16 protein-coding genes are annotated in these 17,567 nt (G+C 67.0%); 5 read left to right on the forward strand and 11 right to left on the reverse strand.

The window, feature by feature from the left end; translation table 11 throughout:
- Positions 1-8 precede the first annotated feature (8 nt).
- Positions 9-815 (forward strand): enoyl-CoA hydratase, encoded by an 807-nt coding sequence (locus P8T11_RS05415; RefSeq protein ID WP_268077899.1) that lies wholly within the window; start codon positions 9-11, stop codon positions 813-815.
- On the opposite strand, the gene chrA is transcribed toward P8T11_RS05415, so the two are convergent.
- Positions 812-2,068, reverse strand: coding sequence for a chromate efflux transporter (gene chrA / locus P8T11_RS05420; protein WP_268077898.1), 1,257 nt, complete (start codon positions 2,066-2,068; stop codon positions 812-814). The genes P8T11_RS05415 and chrA overlap by 4 nt on opposite strands.
- Positions 2,069-2,300: 232 nt before the next feature.
- Between chrA and P8T11_RS05425 the strand changes: the two genes are divergently transcribed.
- A complete protein-coding gene (locus P8T11_RS05425) occupies positions 2,301-2,780 on the forward strand; it encodes a carboxymuconolactone decarboxylase family protein (protein WP_268077897.1) in 480 nt (159 codons plus the stop codon).
- A 49-nt stretch (positions 2,781-2,829) separates the two neighbouring features.
- Here the strand turns inward: P8T11_RS05425 and P8T11_RS05430 are convergent, their stop codons facing one another.
- On the reverse strand, positions 2,830-4,254 hold the full coding sequence (locus tag P8T11_RS05430; protein WP_268077896.1) for a PLP-dependent aminotransferase family protein: 1,425 nt from the start codon (positions 4,252-4,254) through the stop codon (positions 2,830-2,832).
- Between the two features lie 92 nt (positions 4,255-4,346).
- On the opposite strand from P8T11_RS05430, the gene P8T11_RS05435 reads away from it, so the two are divergent.
- The 3 genes from P8T11_RS05435 to P8T11_RS05445 all read left to right on the forward strand — a co-directional run bounded on the left by P8T11_RS05435 (position 4,347) and on the right by P8T11_RS05445 (position 6,081).
- Positions 4,347-4,817 carry a GNAT family N-acetyltransferase gene (locus P8T11_RS05435; protein WP_268077895.1) on the forward strand — a complete coding sequence of 157 codons (471 nt, stop codon included), beginning with the start codon at positions 4,347-4,349 and terminating at the stop codon, positions 4,815-4,817.
- Positions 4,814-5,443, forward strand: a complete 630-nt coding sequence (locus P8T11_RS05440) for an FMN-dependent NADH-azoreductase (protein ID WP_268077894.1) — start codon at positions 4,814-4,816, stop codon at positions 5,441-5,443. Before P8T11_RS05435 ends, P8T11_RS05440 begins: the two co-directional genes overlap by 4 nt.
- A gap of 245 nt (positions 5,444-5,688) precedes the next feature.
- Positions 5,689-6,081, forward strand: coding sequence for a hypothetical protein (locus P8T11_RS05445; RefSeq protein ID WP_268077893.1), 393 nt, complete (start codon positions 5,689-5,691; stop codon positions 6,079-6,081).
- A gap of 3 nt (positions 6,082-6,084) precedes the next feature.
- On the opposite strand, the gene P8T11_RS05450 is transcribed toward P8T11_RS05445, so the two are convergent.
- The 9 genes from P8T11_RS05450 to P8T11_RS05490 all read right to left on the reverse strand — a co-directional run bounded on the left by P8T11_RS05450 (position 6,085) and on the right by P8T11_RS05490 (position 17,428).
- On the reverse strand, positions 6,085-8,634 hold the full coding sequence (locus P8T11_RS05450) for a fused MFS/spermidine synthase (protein WP_268077892.1): 2,550 nt from the start codon (positions 8,632-8,634) through the stop codon (positions 6,085-6,087).
- Between the two features lie 194 nt (positions 8,635-8,828).
- On the reverse strand, positions 8,829-9,833 hold the full coding sequence (locus P8T11_RS05455) for an HAD family hydrolase (RefSeq protein ID WP_268077891.1): 1,005 nt from the start codon (positions 9,831-9,833) through the stop codon (positions 8,829-8,831).
- A complete protein-coding gene (locus P8T11_RS05460) occupies positions 9,830-11,266 on the reverse strand; it encodes a hypothetical protein (protein WP_268077890.1) in 1,437 nt (478 codons plus the stop codon). Before P8T11_RS05460 ends, P8T11_RS05455 begins: the two co-directional genes overlap by 4 nt.
- Positions 11,263-12,861, reverse strand: coding sequence for a VWA domain-containing protein (locus P8T11_RS05465; RefSeq protein ID WP_268077889.1), 1,599 nt, complete (start codon positions 12,859-12,861; stop codon positions 11,263-11,265). Before P8T11_RS05465 ends, P8T11_RS05460 begins: the two co-directional genes overlap by 4 nt.
- Entirely contained in the window at positions 12,846-13,898 is a 1,053-nt protein-coding gene (locus tag P8T11_RS05470) for a vWA domain-containing protein (protein WP_268077888.1), read from the reverse strand. Before P8T11_RS05470 ends, P8T11_RS05465 begins: the two co-directional genes overlap by 16 nt.
- Entirely contained in the window at positions 13,885-14,388 is a 504-nt protein-coding gene (locus tag P8T11_RS05475) for a DUF4381 domain-containing protein (protein WP_268077887.1), read from the reverse strand. The genes P8T11_RS05470 and P8T11_RS05475 overlap by 14 nt, the downstream gene beginning before the upstream one ends.
- Positions 14,385-15,323, reverse strand: coding sequence for a DUF58 domain-containing protein (locus tag P8T11_RS05480; protein WP_268077886.1), 939 nt, complete (start codon positions 15,321-15,323; stop codon positions 14,385-14,387). The genes P8T11_RS05475 and P8T11_RS05480 overlap by 4 nt, the downstream gene beginning before the upstream one ends.
- 12 nt (positions 15,324-15,335) lie before the next feature.
- Positions 15,336-16,307, reverse strand: a complete 972-nt coding sequence (locus P8T11_RS05485) for an AAA family ATPase (RefSeq protein WP_268082441.1) — start codon at positions 16,305-16,307, stop codon at positions 15,336-15,338.
- Positions 16,308-16,360: 53 nt separating this feature from the next.
- Positions 16,361-17,428: a formylglycine-generating enzyme family protein gene (locus P8T11_RS05490; RefSeq protein WP_418910340.1), complete on the reverse strand. Its 1,068-nt coding sequence runs from the start codon at positions 17,426-17,428 to the stop codon at positions 16,361-16,363.
- Positions 17,429-17,567: the final 139 nt, after the last annotated feature.

Below are 17,567 nucleotides of genomic sequence, written 5' to 3' on the forward strand. Positions count from 1 at the left end.
GAGACAACATGGCCCCGGACGCCCTGAACAACGAAGCACCGCTGGACCCTCTGCTGCTGCGCAGCTCGGCGGGCGGCGTCGTCACGCTGCGCCTGAATCGGCCCTCGCAGTTCAACGCGCTGTCCGAAGGACTGCTGGCGGCCTTGCAGCACGAGATCGACGCCTTGGCCAGCGACCCCGATGTGCGTTGCGTGGTGCTGGAATCCACGGGTCGGGCGTTTTGTGCGGGCCATGACCTGCGAGAAATGCGCAGCCAGCCTTCCCTGGATTATTACCGCGCGCTGTTCCGTAAATGCGGCAGCGTCATGCAGGGTTTGCAAGCGCTGCCCGTGCCCGTCATTGCCAAGGTCCATGGCATCGCGACGGCGGCAGGTTGCCAGTTGGTGGCCAGTTGCGATCTGGCCGTGGCCGCGGACACGGCGCGCTTTGCGGTGTCGGGCATCAACGTGGGCTTGTTCTGCTCGACGCCCGCCGTGGCGCTCAGCCGCAATGTGTCGGCCAAACGTGCCTTCGAAATGCTGGTCACCGCGCGCTTCATCGATGCGGCGCAGGCGCGCGACTGGGGGCTGATCAACGATGCCGTGCCCGAGGCCGAACTGGATGCGCGGGTCGATGCGCTGGCGGCGGACATTCTTGCCAAGAGCCCCACCGCCATCCGCTACGGCAAGCGCATGTTCTACCAGCAGCGCCAGATGGCCTTGGCCGACGCCTACGACTATGCCGGCGACGTGATGGCGCGCAACATGATGGAAGCCGACGCCTGCGAAGGCATCGACGCCTTCCTGCAAAAGCGCGCGCCGCGCTGGCAGTCCTAGGCGAAAAAGGCCAGCGCCCATCCGCCGGCGGCCGCCAGCAGCACCACCCACACGGCCGACCAGCGGGCATAGACCAGCAAGGCGAACAGCAGCAAGGCAAGGCCGAAATCGGCCTTGTTCAAGATGGCGCTGGTCCAGACCGGGTCATACAGCGCCGCCAACAGAATGCCGACCACACTGGCGTTCACGCCCGCGATCATGTTGCGCACGCCAGGACGCCGCCGCAGGCTTTCCCAGAACGGCAAGGCGCCCGCCACCAGCAAGGCGCCGGGCAAGAAAATCACGCACAAGAGCACCAGGCCGCCCGTCCATCCCGACAACGGGCCGGACGACAAGGCGCCCAGGAAGGCGGCAAAGGCAAACAATGGCCCCGGCATCGCTTGCGCCGCGCCGTAGCCGGCCAGGAAGTCGGCGCTGGACACCATGCCGCCCGATACCGCCGTGGCGTCCAGCAAGGGCAGCACCACATGTCCGCCGCCAAACACCAAGGCGCCCGCGCGATAGAACCCGGCAATCTGCGCCGCCAGCGACGAATCCGACACGGCCGCCCACACTGGCAGGCCCGCCAGCAGCACAACAAAAAGCGCCAGGGCCACATAGGCCGCGCCCCGCGACGCGCCTTGGGAATGGCTGGCCATGATGGGCCGGGGGGGCAGTTGCAGCGCCGCCGCGCCCACCACGGCGCCCAGCAAGATGGCGCTGATCTGGCCCCAGGCGGTGGGCAACACGATGCTGATCAGGGCGGCGGCCACCGCCAACCCCGCGCGTGGCCGGTCCGGGCACAGCGTGCGGCCCATGCCCCATACGGCCTGCGCCACGATCGCCACAGCGGCAACCTTCAGCCCATGTATGACCGCCGACCCGGACAGCCAGCCGAAGTGGGCCAGGCCCATCGCAAACCCAATCAGCGCCAGCGCGGTGGGCAGCGTGAACGCCAGCCAGGCGGCCGCCATGCCGGCCCACCCGGCGCGGCGCAGGCCGAGCGCCATGCCGACCTGGCTGCTGGCCGGGCCAGGCAGAAACTGGCACAGGGCCACCAGATCCGAATAGGCGTAGTCATCCAACCACTGGCGCCGGTCGACGAATTCCGTGCGGAAGTACGCCAGGTGCGCCACCGGGCCGCCAAACGAGGTCAGGCCCAAGCGCAGAAATATCAGGAAGACTTCAAGACAGGATCCGCGCGACGGTTGCGCGTGTTCGTGGGTGGCTGCCGTGCTGGCGACGTGCTCGTCATGCGATGGGGGGTGCGGCATGGGACGTGGGCTTCTTGGTCGATCGGAGCGCCGGAATCTTGCTCCTGTTCCAAGCTTATAGCCGGGGCACGGGCCGCTTTCAAGCGCCGCTTTCATGTCCCGCTTCAGCCTGGGCATGGCCCAGAACTAAACACTATTCATGGCACTTCTGGTCTGGGCCATTCTGCCGCATCCTACCGGTTCCTGATGGCTTTCCCCTTTCAACACCAACGTATCAACAAGGTAGACCTACATGACCCAGCGGTTGGATTACTTCCAGGTGTCGGCGCAACTGTCCAAGAAGTACATGGACTTCAGCGCAGCCATGAAAAATGTGCCCGTGATCGAGGAATTCGGCGACCTGGTCGACATCCGCGCCTCGCAGATCAACGGTTGCGGATTTTGCCTGGACATGCACGTCAAGCAGGCCAAGATTCGTGGCGAACGCGAATTGCGCCTGCATCACGTGGCCATCTGGCGTGAATCGACGTTGTTTTCCGCACGCGAACGCGCCGCGCTGGCCTGGACCGAAGCCTTGACCACCCTACCCGCCCATGGCGTGCCGGACGAGGTCTATGAAGCGGTGCGCGCGCAATTGTCCGAATCGGAAATCTCGGATCTGACCTTTCGCGTGGTGGCCATCAACGGCTGGAACCGTCTGAACGTGGCGTTTCGCACCGTACCCGGGTCGGCCGACGCCGCCTTCGGCCTGGACAAGGCCGGTTTGAACTAAGCATCCGGGCCGGCAATGCGCCGATGATGCGTCGGCAATACCTAAGCCGCTACATCAACGCCCGGATCCGCAGGCCGAATTCATAAGCCTGCTCTTGCGACGCGATGTTCGTGAATCCCAGCAGCAGGCCCGACTGCGGATCCGGCAACGATGACCATCGCGACAAGGGATGCGCGTAAAGGCCTTGTTCCAGCATGCGCGCGGCCAGCGGCTGGTCTTGCAGCTTGCCGTCCATGCGCGCCACCAGATGCATGCCGCCCGGCTGGGGATCAATCCGCAAGCGCGTGCCAAGCGCCGCGCTCAAGCCCGCCGCCGTGGCCTCGCGGCGTTCGCTGTACAGCCGCCGCATCCGCTGGATATGGCGCCCGAAATGCCCTTCACTGATGAAGCTCGTCAAAAGCGCCTGCGTATAGGCCGGCGCGCCGCCCGATAACAACCGGCTGATCCGGTCAAAGCGTGGCACCTGCGCCTCGGGCACCACCAGGTACGCCAGGCGCATGCCCGGAAACAGCACCTTGCTGAACGAACCCGCATACAGCACGCGGCCTTGCGTATCCAGGCTCTTCAACGCGGGCAGCGGGCGGCTGACGTAACGGTATTCGCCGTCATAGTCGTCTTCCACAATCCACGCCTGGCTGCGCTCGGCCCAGTCCAGCAACGCTTGCCGACGCGGTAGGGACAAGGACATGGACAGCGGGCTTTGATGGGCCGGCGTCACCACCGCCGCCCGGGCCTGCTCCGCGCGCGCCACGCCTTCGGCCACCATCAGGCCATCCGCGTCTACCGGCACCGGCACGGCATCCAAGCGGGCCTGGGCCAGCAGCGCCCGCGTGGGCGGGTAGCCGGGGTCTTCCACCCAGACGCGGTCGCCGGGCGCAAGCAAGGCCTGGATGATCAACTGCATCGTGAAGTTGTAGCCCGACGTGATGTATACCTGCGCGGGCTGGCACTGAATGCCTCGCGCCACGCGTAGATAGGCCGCGACCGCGGTGCGCAGATCAGGCAAGCCATCGGACGGTGGATACGACAGGTCGGCCACCTGCAAGCCGCGCAACTGACGGGCGCCCAGGCGCGCCCAGAGCTTGCGCGGAAAGGCATCCAGGGCCGGTATGCCCATCTGGAACGGCAGGATGCGCGGCGGCCGATGCCAGCCGTGCTCGTCGTCGGCCGCTTCGACCGGCGCGACGACCGCGGGTGCGGCGGCTTGTGGTTGCAGGTCCGGCGCGACGATGGTGCCCGCTTGCCCGCGCGCCTGGATGTAGCCCTCGGCGGCCAGCAGCGAATACGCCACTTCGATCGTGCCGCGCGCCACGCCCATTTCCTTGGCCAAGGCGCGTGCCGACGGAATGCGGTCGCCGGCTTTGAGCGTGCCCTCCGCGATGGCGCTGCGAAAACGCTCATAAACCTGGCGGTACAGCGGGTCCGTGCTGTCCTGGGCAAGCGGTGCCTGGGCCTCGGGGCGGCGGCTGATCATGGCATAGTCCAAAGTTCAATTTATGGCTCTTCAAATTATGGCATGGCAACTCTACGATGACGGCTGACCTCACCCCCTGACATCAGCCCCCTATGCAAACTTCCCTGGCCGATTCCGCCCTGCACCACATCGAAACCGAAGACGCGTTACGCGCCTGCCTGCCGCTGATGCGCGAGCTTCGGCCGCACCTTGCCGACGCCGATGACTTCACTGCCCGCATCCGCCGCATGCGTGCTCAAAGCTATTGCCTGCTGGCCGGCGTGGAGGCAGGCGCCGAGGGCGGCAAACCGGTGGCACTGGCCGGCTACCGCCTCCAGGAAAACCTGATCTACGGCCGCTTCCTGTATGTGGACGATCTGGTCGTGGATGCCACGCGCCGCGGTGGACGCTGGGGCGCCCGCCTGCTGCAAGCGCTGGACGGCATTGCACGCGAGGCGGGCTGCGCCAGCCTGGTGTTGGACACCGGCTTGGCCAATTCGCTGGCGCAACGCTTCTACTTTCGACAAGGGCTGTTAAGCAAAGGCCTGCACTTCAGCAAAACCCTGGACACGACGACCGTATGAACATTCTTCACATCACCTGCAGCCCACGTGGCAGCGCTTCCGAAAGCCACCGCCTGTCGCAACGCATCATCGAACGGCTGGCGGCCGAGTCAGAAAACGCCGCGCCCGCCATCGTGGAGATCGACGCCACCCGCCTGCCCCATGTGGACCAAGACTACGCGCTGGCGTTAAGCGCGCCGGCGGACCCGGCGGACGACGTGTTGAACCGGGGTGCGCTGCGCCTATCCACCGAACTGATCCAGGCCTTGCAAGACGCCACCCACATTGTCATTGCCACGCCCATGCACAACTTCACGGTGCCGTCGGCGTTGAAAGTCTGGATTGATCATGTGGTGCGGGTGCGCAGCACCTTTCGCATCACCGCCGAAGGCAAGATCGGCAACTTGCCGGACCGGCCGGTGTACGTGGCCGTATCCTCGGGCGGTGAATACTCGGGCGACGCGGCGCGCCAACCCGACTTCCTCACGCCCTATCTGAAGCATGTGCTGGGCACGATCGGCCTGCACAACGTGAGCTTCTTTTCGGTCCAAGGCACCGCGCGCGGAGACGCGGCATTGCTGGCGGCGCGTGCCCTGGCCGAGGCAGAAATTGCCGCGCATCCGCTAGCCGCGGCATCCGTCGCCTGATCGCGGGCTGGCCTGGTAAAGCTTCATAAGTGCTTGTTTACCAGGCCTTTCAGCCACGTCCGTTTATTAAATCGGGTCGCATTGACACCGTGGAAACGCGCACACTACGCTAGGCCGCAGGCCATAGGCGCCAGCACTTGAACGCGCCTTCTTCCCGAAGCGCCATCACGCATACGGCGTACTTCGCCCGACCGATTCGTTCTTGTTGGAGACGTGCGATGACCTGGCGCCAGCCCCTTCTTTTCATGACCGTCCTTGTTGCGCTGAGCGGCGGCTATTCCGCATCGTCGCAGGCCGCTTGCAGCGACCAGAAAATCATGACGATGGCTGGAGACGGCAAGTCGGTGAAGGCCATCGCCAAAGCCTGCAACATGCCCCAGGGCAAAGTGCGCGCCGCCATACAGAACCAGAACGACGATGACGATGACAGCGTTGCCGCCGCCACGCCAGCCCCCGCGCTGATACCCAAGAAACTGCCGTCTGGCGCCGGCCTGGCCAGTTGCGATTGCCAGGGCACGGTGCCCTACGGCGACAAGGACCCCGAACAGCGCTGCGAAAGTGGCATGTCGATCGCCACGCCTTGCGCTGGCTACTGCCCACCGCGCGGGATCGCGCCCTGGCGCCGCGTGTGCAGCTAGGCGCTACTGCCCGCTGCCCATGAACCAGCGGTAGTAGGCGTTGTCGCCGTCATTGCGGGCCAGGCGGTTGATTTCGCGGCCCCAGGTTTCGCGGTCACCCACATAAGCGGCCAGCGCCGCGCGGTAGAAGGTGTCAAGCCGTGCCCGTTCCAGGTCCATCTCGTCCAGCATGGCTTGCGACGCGCCCGCAAGCGGTGGCGGGCTGCGTTCGGCCAACAAGCTGGGCAAGGTACGCGTCACTTCGCGCGGGCGTACCCAGGTGGCGTATTCGATACCCGGCCGGTCGTCCGTGACGGCCGGCGTATCGCCAGCGAAGTGCGCCAGGCCATCACGGTCGGTGACCCAGGTGGCCAGCAAGGCGGCCGCCGACGGCACGCCAACGGCTTTAAGCGCCGCCGCCGTATTGGGTTGCGCGTAGCGGGCCTGGATGCGCGCGGCATCCAGTTCCAACGGTTGCATCGAGCCCACCAACAGCATTTCGTGCAGCTCGCTGGTCCACAACGACGCATGCGGAAAGACCTGGATGAAGCTCGCCACGAGCGCGCGCGTGTCTTCTTCGTTCTGCGTGGGCAAAGGCAGCCATTGCGCCACGATGCCCTGCGGCGCGAGCCGCCGCGCGGCCAATTGATAGAAGTCGCGCGAATACAGGTTGACCACGCCCGTGGCCGAGGGCGGCGGCGGCTCAAGCGTGATCAGGTCCCATTGCTCGTCGCTGGCTTGCAGCGCGCGCCGGCCGTCGCGCAGGCGTTTGTCCAGCCCCGGGTCGGAGGCGGCCTGGAACGTGCCCTGAAAATGCGGCGCGGCGCGCAGCACGGCAGGCAGCAGTTCCGCCACGGCACGTTTTTCCAACCCTGGATATTGCGACAGCGCGCCCGCCGTGATGCCGGTGCCATAGCCCACCACCAGCGCGGATTTGGGATCGCCGTTGTGCACGATCAAGGGCAACAACGCCTGTAGCCGCATGTAGCGCAACGACGGCATCGCGTCGCCGGAATTCGACACGCCCTGGATATACAGGCGGTTGAAGCGCGATCCCTGGCTGGTTTGCTCGACCACGGCAACGGTGCCGCCGTGGCTTTCCTCGTAGAACACCAGACCGGCGCCACTGGCGCCCGGCAACAGCCGCGCGAATTGATCCTGCGGCAGCAGCACCGCCACGGCCAAGGCCGCCAGGCCGATCAGCCCCGTGGCGATTCCTGACGTGGCCGTGCCGCCTGATCGCCCGCGCCATGCCGCCGCCGCGCCCACCAGCGCCGCCATCGCCGCCAGCAACCCCAAGCTGCGCACCAGACCCAATGCCGGCAACAGCACGAAGCCGGTCAGCAAGGTGCCTGCAATGCCGCCCAAGGTGTTCCAGGCCAGGACCGCGCCCACTTCCCGGCCCACCTGCGTGTCGCCCACCGCAATGCGCAGCACGGCGGGAAAGGCCGCGCCCAGCAGCAACGTGGGCGCCAGCACGAAGCTGGCCGCCGCCACCGCGAAACGCGCGCACATGCCGGCAAAGTCGCTACCGGTCCATTGCACGACGACGGCTTCAGCGTAGGTTTGCGCCACCACCAGCCACTTGCCCAGCACAGCCACTTCCAGCACGGCGATCAGGCCGGCGCCCGCGATCAAGCTGCCGAACACCGCCCAGGGGTTGCGCACGCGGTGCGCCAGGCGCGCATACAGCGCCGCGCCGATCGCCAGCCCGGCCAGGTAGGTGGCCAGCACAATGGCAAAGGCAAACGCGCGCGTGCTCATGAAGGGCACGATCATCTGCGACCACACCACTTCGTAGCCCAGCGCAATGCCGCCCGCCACCGCGTACAGGCCCACGGCCAGACGGGCTTCGCCGTTCAGCGGAGGGGCAGTCGTGGTGGCCGATGCTGCGGCGGCCGGTGCCGCGGCGGCCGATGCCGCAGCGCCCATGGCAGTGGCGGGCATTGCTTTGGCACCCACGGCGGGCGCGGCGCTGTCGCCCGCCTTGCGGTCCAGCGCCCAGGCGCCCAGCGCCGCCAGCACATTCAAGGACGCGGCGGCGTAGGCCGCGCCTTGCACGCCAAAGCGTGGAATCAGGAAAAACGCGGGTAGCAAGGCGCCGAGAATGGCGCCGCAGGTGTTGGCGGCATACAGCACCCCGCCGCGCCGGCTGACGCCCGTGTCCTGGCGATGCACCGCGCGCAGCAGCACCGGCAAGGTGCCGCCCATCAAGAAGGAAGGCACCACCAGCATCAGGCCTATCATCAACCATGCGGCCAGCGGGCTGAAGGATTCCACCGCCACGAACAGCGCCGCGCTGTGTGCCAAAGCCAGAGTCACCGCCACGCAACTGACGGCCACTGCCGTTTCCAACAACGCATAGAAGCGCACCGGACGATGTTGCCGATCCGCCATGCGGCCCAGCCGCCAGCCGCCCAGTGCCAAGCCCAGGAAGAAGGCGCTGACCGCGCCCGCGATGGCGCTGACCTCCACGCCCACCACCAGTGATAGCTGCTTGATCCACAACACCTGGAACACCAGTGCCGCCGATCCAGACAGGAACAGCAGCGCGGCCGGACGGGCTACCGTCAATCTGCCTGCGTCGCTGTCCGGGCGCAGTGTGTTCGGGCCCTGTGTATCCGGACCTTGTGGCTTCGCCCCTTTTCCGCGCGCCCCTTTCATTGCCGCCGTCCCCATCCGCATGCTGCTGAATCCTCTGCCGTGTAGTTGGCTACGTTGTTGGCTCTGTTGTTGGCTATCTAGTTGGCTCTATTGCCGGCCGCCGTTTACCTCGGCATGTCGAAAGCGTATATCCGCTTCCACTCGCGCGCCATGTCCACCACCACCCAGCCTTTGCTGTTCGCCTCGTCCAGGGCCTTGTCCAGCTTGCCGATCTGGGAATCCCGGTCGTAGGCCCATTCGCGCTTGGCGTCGGTGTGGCGCACTAGGCCGGCAAAGCGCTTGCCCGGCCCGGCCATGGTCCATTGCAGCATCTGCAGGTCGCCGTCGGAATTCCCGAACGCAAAAATGGGTTGGCGGCCGATGAACTTATTGATGGACACAGGCTTGCCCGGGCCGTCGTCGTTGTAGTCCAGCTTGGGCAGGCGCATCAAGACCGGCTTGCCGTCCTGCATCTGGAATTCCGTGGTGAAGGTGGTGCCGATGACCTGCTCGGGCGGAATGCCGTAGACGTCCTGCGCCCAGGCGCGCATGAATTCAACTTCGCCGCCCGACACAATGTAGGTCTTGAAGCCGTTGCCGCGCAGGTAGTACAGCAGCTCGCGCATGGGCGCGAAGGTCAGGCTGGTATAGGGTTGCTTGAAGCGCGGATGCTTTGCGGTCTTGACCCATTGCTTGACCTCGTTCGAGAACACCTGCGTCGTCATGTTGGTATGCGTCACGCCAACAATCTTCAGCAAGCCTTCCTTGCCGGAGGCCGCCAGGGTCTGGCGGTCGCCTTCCAGCGCGGCCTTGTAGGGCTGTTCCTGCTTCCATTCCGGATGCTGCGGCGCCAGCACCTTCAATTCATCCATGGCGAAGATCAGCTCGAAGTACATCGGCTGCTCGCTCCACAGGGTGCCATCGTTGTCGAACACCGCGATGCGGTCGACCGGCGCCACATAGTCCGGCCCGCCCTCTTTGGTGACCGCGTCCACGAATTCCAGGATGGCCTGGCGCGACGGCCCCTCGTTCCAGGACGGCAGCGGCGTTTGGGCGTGCGCGGCGCAGGCGATGAGCAGCAACGCCAGCATGGCGTAGCAGCGCTGTGCAAAGCGGATCGACAGGTTCATGACGGTTCTCCTGGGACGGGATCGGTCTTGCGAGGGTTGAGCGGCAACAGGCCATGAGGCGGCGCGGGTGGGTGGGCCGCGCGGAAGGCTTGGCGCCAGCGCGGCGTCGCCTGGCGCAGGGTTTGGAATCCTAGGGCGGGATCGGGCGCGGGGCCATAGCAGGCGCGCAGCGCTTCCTGCGCGGGCCGGCGCAGGTCGGTCGGCAAGCCTGTCGTGGCCTCGCGCAGCGTCGCCGCACGACGGCCACGGCGCAGCCAGCGGTACAGCGCGTCCAGACGGCCATCGGGCCGTGCCAGGTCGCGGCGCAAGGCGCGCGCGGCATAGGCTTCGGACGATTGCCAGCGGCGGCGGCGGGCCTGCACGGCCACGTGCAGGCGGGCACGGGCGCGCCGCCACCATGGCCGGCCCAGCCAGACCGCCAACGCGGCGACAATCACGCCGGCCGCCACGGCCAGCCACCCACCAGGGATGCGGACTTGCACCTGCCGGCCCAGGTCGCGCAGGTCGTCCTGCACCGAAAACGGCGTCTGGTAAGCCGCGCCCGCGCGGGCCTCGAACGGTTGCGCGGGCAGTACCGCGCGCGCTTCCTGCTTGGTGGAAAGATCCCACCATCGGATTTCGATTTCGGGCAACGCATAAGCGCCGGGCCGCTCGACCACGTAATCGATGCGGTCCACCCGCTGGCCGCCCAGAAAGCGGCCCCGGTCATCAGACAGTTGCGTCAGCACCGGCTCGGCAACATACGCCTTCAAGCCGGGCACATCGGCGCTGGCCGGCCGCGGGATCAGCATCGCCTGGGCGCCCTGCGCCTGCACCGTGATGACGCGGCTGATGTGATCGCCCACGGCGGGGGGCTGTGCGGAAAACTCAATCTGCTGCGTCAGTTGCAGGCCGGTGGCCACCAGCAGGTGACCCGACTGCCCCGCGCCCGACGGCCCGGTACCAGACTGCTCATTGCCAGCCGGCCCCGCGCCGGGCGGGACGGCGGCCTGCACTTCCAGCGCATCCGTGCGGGCAGTCAGCGGCGCGCTGGCCTGCCCCACCTGCGCCCGTATGCTCAGCGACGGCACGCGCAGCACGCCGGCCGCCGTGGGATTGACCTGGTACGCATAGCGCATGCCGCTGTAGGCCACGCCGTCGATGGTGCGGCGTATGAGCGTGGCGTCGCCCGTGGGGCCGGTCACCATGGCGCCCGGTATGGTCAGCGTGGGCAGCTCGGGGGGCTGCGTGAACCAGGTGGAAGTCAGCACTTCAATGTGCAGCGTGGCGGTGCCGCCCACGGTTACCGGCGGCTCGGTTTCCATGGTGACGGCGGCGCGCAGTTGCGGACCCGGGTCTGGGGATTGCGCTTGTGCTGCACCCACTGCCAGCAGAGCCATCAGCCCCACTACCATGGCGTGTAAAAGACCGCGCAGGAATCCGCTTGCGTTCATGGCAGGCCTTCCGCTTGCGCCGGGCTTTGGCGCGCGGCTTCGATCGCAAACTTCTGCTTCAGGAAGCCCGCGGGCGACAGGCTCAGGTTGCGCAGCCAGAGCGCGTCGGACGAGGCTTGCGCAACGGGCGCGGCGGTCATCTTGCCGGCGCCCTTCTTGTTGTCGTAGGCGACGTCGTCCGGCTTCTCGTTGTTGTTGTCGTCCTGTTGCTCGGTTTCAATGGCGGCTTGCAGCTTGGCCACCAGCTCGCGGTTCTTGCGCGCTTCGGGGAAGTCCTGGCGCAGGCGCAACGCCTGGTCGTAAGCCGCCAGGGCCGCGTCGTAGTTACGCAGCCGCGCCTGCGTGTTGCCCACGTAGAAGCTGCCTTCGGCGGTGTCCAGGCGGGCGAAGGCGGCCAGCGCCGTGCGGTAGTCGCCCGCGTCGTAGGCCGCCCGCCCCTTCCAGTACGGGTCCTGGAACAAGGCGGCGGCGCGGTCGTACTCATGGTGTTCGTAGGCCCATCGGCCTTGCTGGTCAGGCGTGAAGAAGGCGTCCGTAACCGGGTTGGCCTGGCTGTCGGGCGCATACAGGCTGGCGAAAGCGACCAAGGCCAGGCCCGCCAGCCAATTGACGTTCCAGCCGCGCCGCAACGCCAACAGCGCCAGCACCGCAAGCGGCCAGCACAGCCAATAGCCCAGGTCTTTCCAGTGCACGGGTTGGCCTTCGTTCTGCACCGCCTGGAAATGGCGCTGGGCGTGCAGCGTGATCCAGTCCAGGTCATCGTCATTCAGCGTCAGGCTGCCCAAGGGTGCGCGGGCCGCCTGGGCCAGTTGCTTGAGCGCCTCAGCGTCAAACGTGCCCAGCAGCGGCTTGCCCTGCGCGTCCAGGCGGGTTTGTCCGCGCGCATCGCGCAGCACGCCGGCATCTTGCGCGCCCGCCGCCAGTACCAGTATCTGGAATTGGTTGGCTTTGGCAAGCTGCTCGACTTGCGGCAGTTGTGAGGTGTCGGCGCCATCGGTCACGAGCAGCACCGTACCGCCCGCCTGGGTGGCCTGCATGACGGACGCGGCCACGCTGATGGCGCCTGCCGCGTCCTTGCCGGGCGCGGCAATCAGGGACGTGGACAAGGACTGCAGGAACAGGTCGACCAAGGCCGGATCATCCGTGGGCGGCAAGACCAGATGCGCCGTCCCGGCGTAGGCGATCAGCCCCGTCTTGGCGCCCGCACGCCGGTCCAGCAGGTCGTGCAGCTTGTGCTTGGCTGCCTGCAAGCGGCTGGGCGGCACGTCGTTGGCGTCCATGGAGGGCGACAGGTCCACCGCCACGATCAACGGCGCCTGGTTGTCCAGAAACGGCGGAAGGTCGCGCTCCCACGTCGGGCCCGCCGCAGCGATGCCGCCCAATATCAGCATGGCGGCCACGGCATGGATCGGGCGCGGCCCACGGCTGCCGGGTGCGTCCACGATCAGGTGCGGCAGCAAGGCGGGCGCGATCGATGTGCGCCATCCCAGCCGGCCGCCCTCGGCGCGCCGCAGCCACAGCAGCAACAGCGCTGCCGGCAGCGCCAGCAGCCACCAAGGCCGCAGGAAATGGAAGGCGCTCAGGTCGATGTCCACGCGTCCTCCGTGCTGTCGCTGCGTTGCTCACCGTTCTGCCCACCCTGCCCGCCTTGTCCTGCTTTGCGCCGAGACATGCCGGCGCGCAACGCCGCCGCGCCATGCCAGCCCGCCAGCAGCAGCACGGCCAGGCCCAGGGGAATCCAGAAAAAATCCTGGCGCGGCTGGTGGCGCAGTTCGCGCACCTCGTGCGGGGTGATCTGGTCCAGCGTGGCATACACCTGTTGCAGCGATGCCTGGTCCTGAGCCGAGAAGAACCGTCCGCCCGTCGCCTGCGCAATGCGTCGAAGCGCATCGAAATCCACTTTGTCCTCGCCGGTGGCTTGCGGGTCACCAATGCCGATGGTGTGGACGACGATGTGGCGGTCGGCAGCCATTACGGCCGCCCGGTCCGGCGGCACGACGCTGCCGGTGTCGTTGCCGTCCGTCAACAGGATCAGGACCTTGTCGCGCTCGGTGGCGTGTTCCAACTGCTTGATCGCCACGCCGATCGCGTCGCCAATGGCCGTGTTCGGCCCCGCCATGCCGGTGGCAACCTGGTCCAGCAACAGGCTCAGGGTGGCGTGGTCTTGCGTCAAGGGCGCTTGCGGATAGGCAGCGGTGCCGAACACGATCAGGCCCAGCCTGTCGTCCTTGCGGCGGGCAATGAAGTCGGCCACCACGGTCTTGACCCCGGCCAGGCGATCGCCTCGTTGGCCGGTGGGGGTCACGAAGTCTTGTGTTTCCATCGACTGCGAAATATCCAGTGCCAGCATCAGGTCACGCACCGGCTGCCGATGTTCCAGGGGCGGCTCCACCCGTTCGGGCCGCGCCAGCGCCAGCACCAGCAACGCCCAGACCAGCGCATTCAACGCAAGCTGCCACGGGTCGCGCCGTACCCCGGGCCGCTGGGGCGATTGCCCTACGCTGCGTGCCACCGACTCAAAAAAGGGAATGCGCAGCGCGCCGCGCCGCTGCACATAGGCCGGCAGATAGCGGTACGCCAGCCAGCCCAGTGGCAGCAGCACCAGCAGCCAGGGATACTCAAGCCGCCACATGGTGGTGCTCCATCCACTGCCGGCTGGCGGCGAACAAGGCCTGCAATTGGGCATCGGGAATGGCCTTGACCGAGGCCGGTGGCGCATAGGCCAAGGTGCGCAGCAAGGCGTCTGCGTCCGGCGCAAAGTTGCCGCCGTCGGCCACCATGACCGCCACCCACCCCGGGCCGGTCAGCGCCGCCACACGCGTGCGGTCCTCCGGAGGCACGGCCGACAAGCCCACGCGTTTGAGCAGCACGGGCAAGGCGCGCGCGGCCAGGGGATCGGCCTGGGCCGCCTGCCGCATGGCGTCCAACTCCAGCAAGCCGGCGCGGCGATAACGGTTGCGGCGATGCTTGCGAACTGCCCGCCACACAGCCCACCCGGCGACGAGCAAGAGCAGCGCCAGCAATACCGCCCAGCCCCAGGTCTGCGGCCAATAGCTGACGGGCGCGGGCAAGGGCAACTGAAGCAGTTGGTCGATGCTGGGGCTGGCGTCGTTGGCGTTCATGGGCGCACCTGCTTGCCAAGTTCGCGGCGCAACTGCGTCACCGTGTCGTTGGCCGTATCCACCGACAGCAGCGGCACGTGGCTGCGGCGCAGCAGCTCGGCCACGTCACGCAAACGGCCCGTGAAAAAGTCCGACAGCGGCTGGCGCACCTGTTGCCGGTCCGCCGCCACTTCCACTTGCAGTTCACCCTGCGTAACCACTAACCGCCCCTGCAACGGCGTGCGGACGGCCAGCGGGTCGTAGACCAGCGTTGCAATCACGTCGTTGTGCGCGGCCAGCGTACGCAGCAGCCGCAAGGTCTGATCGTCAGCGCCCGCGAAATCGCTGATCAGGCAAATCAGGTTGTCATGCGGGGCATGCGCCAGCGCGCCCTGCAGCGCCTGGTTCAAGCGGCCCGTGGCGTCCACATCCGGCGCATCGGCGCGCAATGCCTGGTTGCGGCGGACGATGGCGGCAAACAGGGCCTGGATGCGTTCGCGGCTGCGCAAGGGGCGCACTTGCTCGATGCCGTCGTCGCTGAACACCAGCCCGCCGACGCGGTCGCCCGCCAGATACCCCATCCACGACGACAGCGCGGCCACGCGCGCCGCCACCACCGATTTAAAGCTGCGCACCGAACCGAAATGCATGCTCATGCGTTGGTCCACCAACACCAGCAGCGGGCGGTCGCGTTCTTCGCTATAGGTGCGTATGTAGGGCTTGCCCAAGCGCTGAGACGCCCGCCAGTCAAGCTGGCGCAAATCATCGCCCGGCAGGTAGCGCCGCAGTTCCTCGAAGTCCAGCCCGCGCCCGCGCAGCCGCGAGCCATGCTGGCCCGCCAGGATGCTGTTGATGGGCTGGCGGCTGCTAAAGCGCAAGCCGCGCGCCGCGGGTTCCAGCGCCATCAGGTCCTGGATGCGGACGTGGACATCGGCGTCGCTGGCGGTGGCTGGCATCTGGAAGCGGGCTCACACGGGAACGGCCACGGCATCGAGCAGCTTGTCGATGACCTGGTCCGCGCTGATGCCGTCGGCCACGGCGTCGTAGGACAAATGCAGCCGATGCCGCAGCACCGGTTTGGCCACGCCGCGCACGTCGTCCGGCGATGCGTAGTCCTGCCCCGCCAGCCAGGCGTTGGCGCGCGCCACCTTGTCCAGCGCAATCGCGCCGCGCGGGCTGGCGCCCACCTGGATCCAGCGCGCCAGGTCCGCGTCGTAGTCGGCGGGGCGCCGCGTGGCGTTGACCAGGTCGACCAGATAGCGGTCCAGCGCATCGGACACATGCACCTGCCCGATCTCGGCGCGGCAGGCAAAGAGCGTTTCCTGGGGCAGCCGGGCCTCGGTGGGCGCATCGGCTTGCGCGGCTTCGCCCCGCAGCAGCGACAGCATGCGGATTTCGCTGTCGGCGTCGGGGTAGTCCAGCACGATCTTCATCAGGAAGCGGTCCATCTGCGCTTCAGGCAAGGGATACGTGCCTTCTTGTTCGATGGGGTTCTGCGTGGCCAGCACCATGAAAAGCCCGGGCATCCGGTGCGTGGTGCCCGCCACGGTGATCTGCCTTTCTTCCATGGCTTCCAGCAGCGCCGCCTGCACCTTGGCGGGTGCGCGGTTGATCTCGTCGGCCAGGATCAGGTTGCCGAACAAGGGCCCCTGCTGGAACTGGATCTGGTTCTTGCCTTGCGCATCCAGTTGCAGCACCTCGGCGCCCGTGATGTCCGATGGCAACAGATCCGGCGTGAACTGGATGCGGCTCATGTCGGCCGCCAGATGCGCGGCCAGCGCCTTGACGGTACGCGTCTTGGCCAGCCCGGGCAGGCTTTCCAGCAGCACGTGCCCGTCGGCCAGCAGGCCCAACAACACTTCGCGTATGACGGCGCCCTGCCCCAACACCGCCTGGGCCATGGCGCGTTCCAATTCCAGAATGCTGTCGCGGTTGACGATCGGCATTGCTTCCCCCGTGGAGCCGACGGCCTGAGCCGTCAGCGATTAAGCCGTCAGCGGCTGGCGACGCCGTTCTTGCGGGCCTGCGCCAGTTTCCACTGCTGGGGAGTCATCACCGTGCGGAATCCCAGGTGCGACATGCCGTTCATCGGATCGGTGCCGCGGCGCGCGCTGGTGCGGTAGCTGATGCAGTATGTATCGCTGCACAGGAACGAACCGCCGCGGGTCACGCGCTTGGGCGCGTTGGGCGGCACGGCGCCGTCGTCCGGGTCGAAGCTGTCGGCCGGCCCGGCGGGGTCCACGGGCGGCTTGCGGTATTGCGCCTGAATCTTGAAGGCGTCGGCGCGATACCAGTCGGACGTCCATTGCCAGACGTTGCCGGCCATGTCGTAAAGCCCGTAGCCGTTAGGCGAAAAGCTGCCGACGGGCATGGTGCCCACCTGCACTTTTTCATCCTTCACCACCGGAAACGGCTGCTGTTGCTGCGTGTCCCAGATATTGGCCATCGGCTTGCCCTGGGGCAGCAGCTCTTCGCCCCAGGCGTAAGTGGCCTGTTCGAGCCCGCCGCGCGCCGCCATTTCCCATTCGGTTTCCGTCGGCAGGCGCTTGCCGGCCCATTTTGCATAGGCCACGGCGTCTTCATACGACACCTGCACGACGGGGTGATCGTCCTTGCCGTCGATCGACGTGCCCGGGCCTTGCGGGTGCCGCCAATTGGCGCCGGCCACATAGCGCCACCAGCGCGAGTAATCGCGCAGCGACACCTCGGACTCGGTGCCCACGAACACCATGGCGCCGGGCACCAGCAGGCTGTCGTCGGGGCGCGGCGTGCCAGGTGGCAACTGCACCTTCAGGTCTTCCCATTTGGGCTTTTGCTCGGCTGTCGTGACGTAGCCAGTGGCTTCCACGAAGCGGCGGAACTGCGCATTGGTGACGTCGTTGACGTCCATCCAGAACCCGCTTACCGCCACCTTGTGCGCGGGCATTTCATTGGGCTGCGCCAGCTTGTGGCTGCTGCCCATCAGGAATTCGCGCCCTGGCACCCACGCCATGCCCGGTGGCCCGCTCTTGCCATCGCCCAGCACCACCTTGACGGCTTGCGGCTTGCCGTCGTCGGCCATCACCAGAAAAGCCGTGCTGGCGGCCACCCCCAACACCACGCCGCCCAATAGCAGCGCGCCCACCAGGCGGGATTTGTTTTTCACTTGCTTCGTCGCCATATTGAGTCACCCGAAGTCAAAGAAATTCAATCGGCTGCCC

It is taken from the genome of Achromobacter spanius (assembly GCF_029637605.1).
In the GTDB taxonomy this organism is placed as follows: domain Bacteria; phylum Pseudomonadota; class Gammaproteobacteria; order Burkholderiales; family Burkholderiaceae_B; genus Achromobacter; species Achromobacter spanius_E.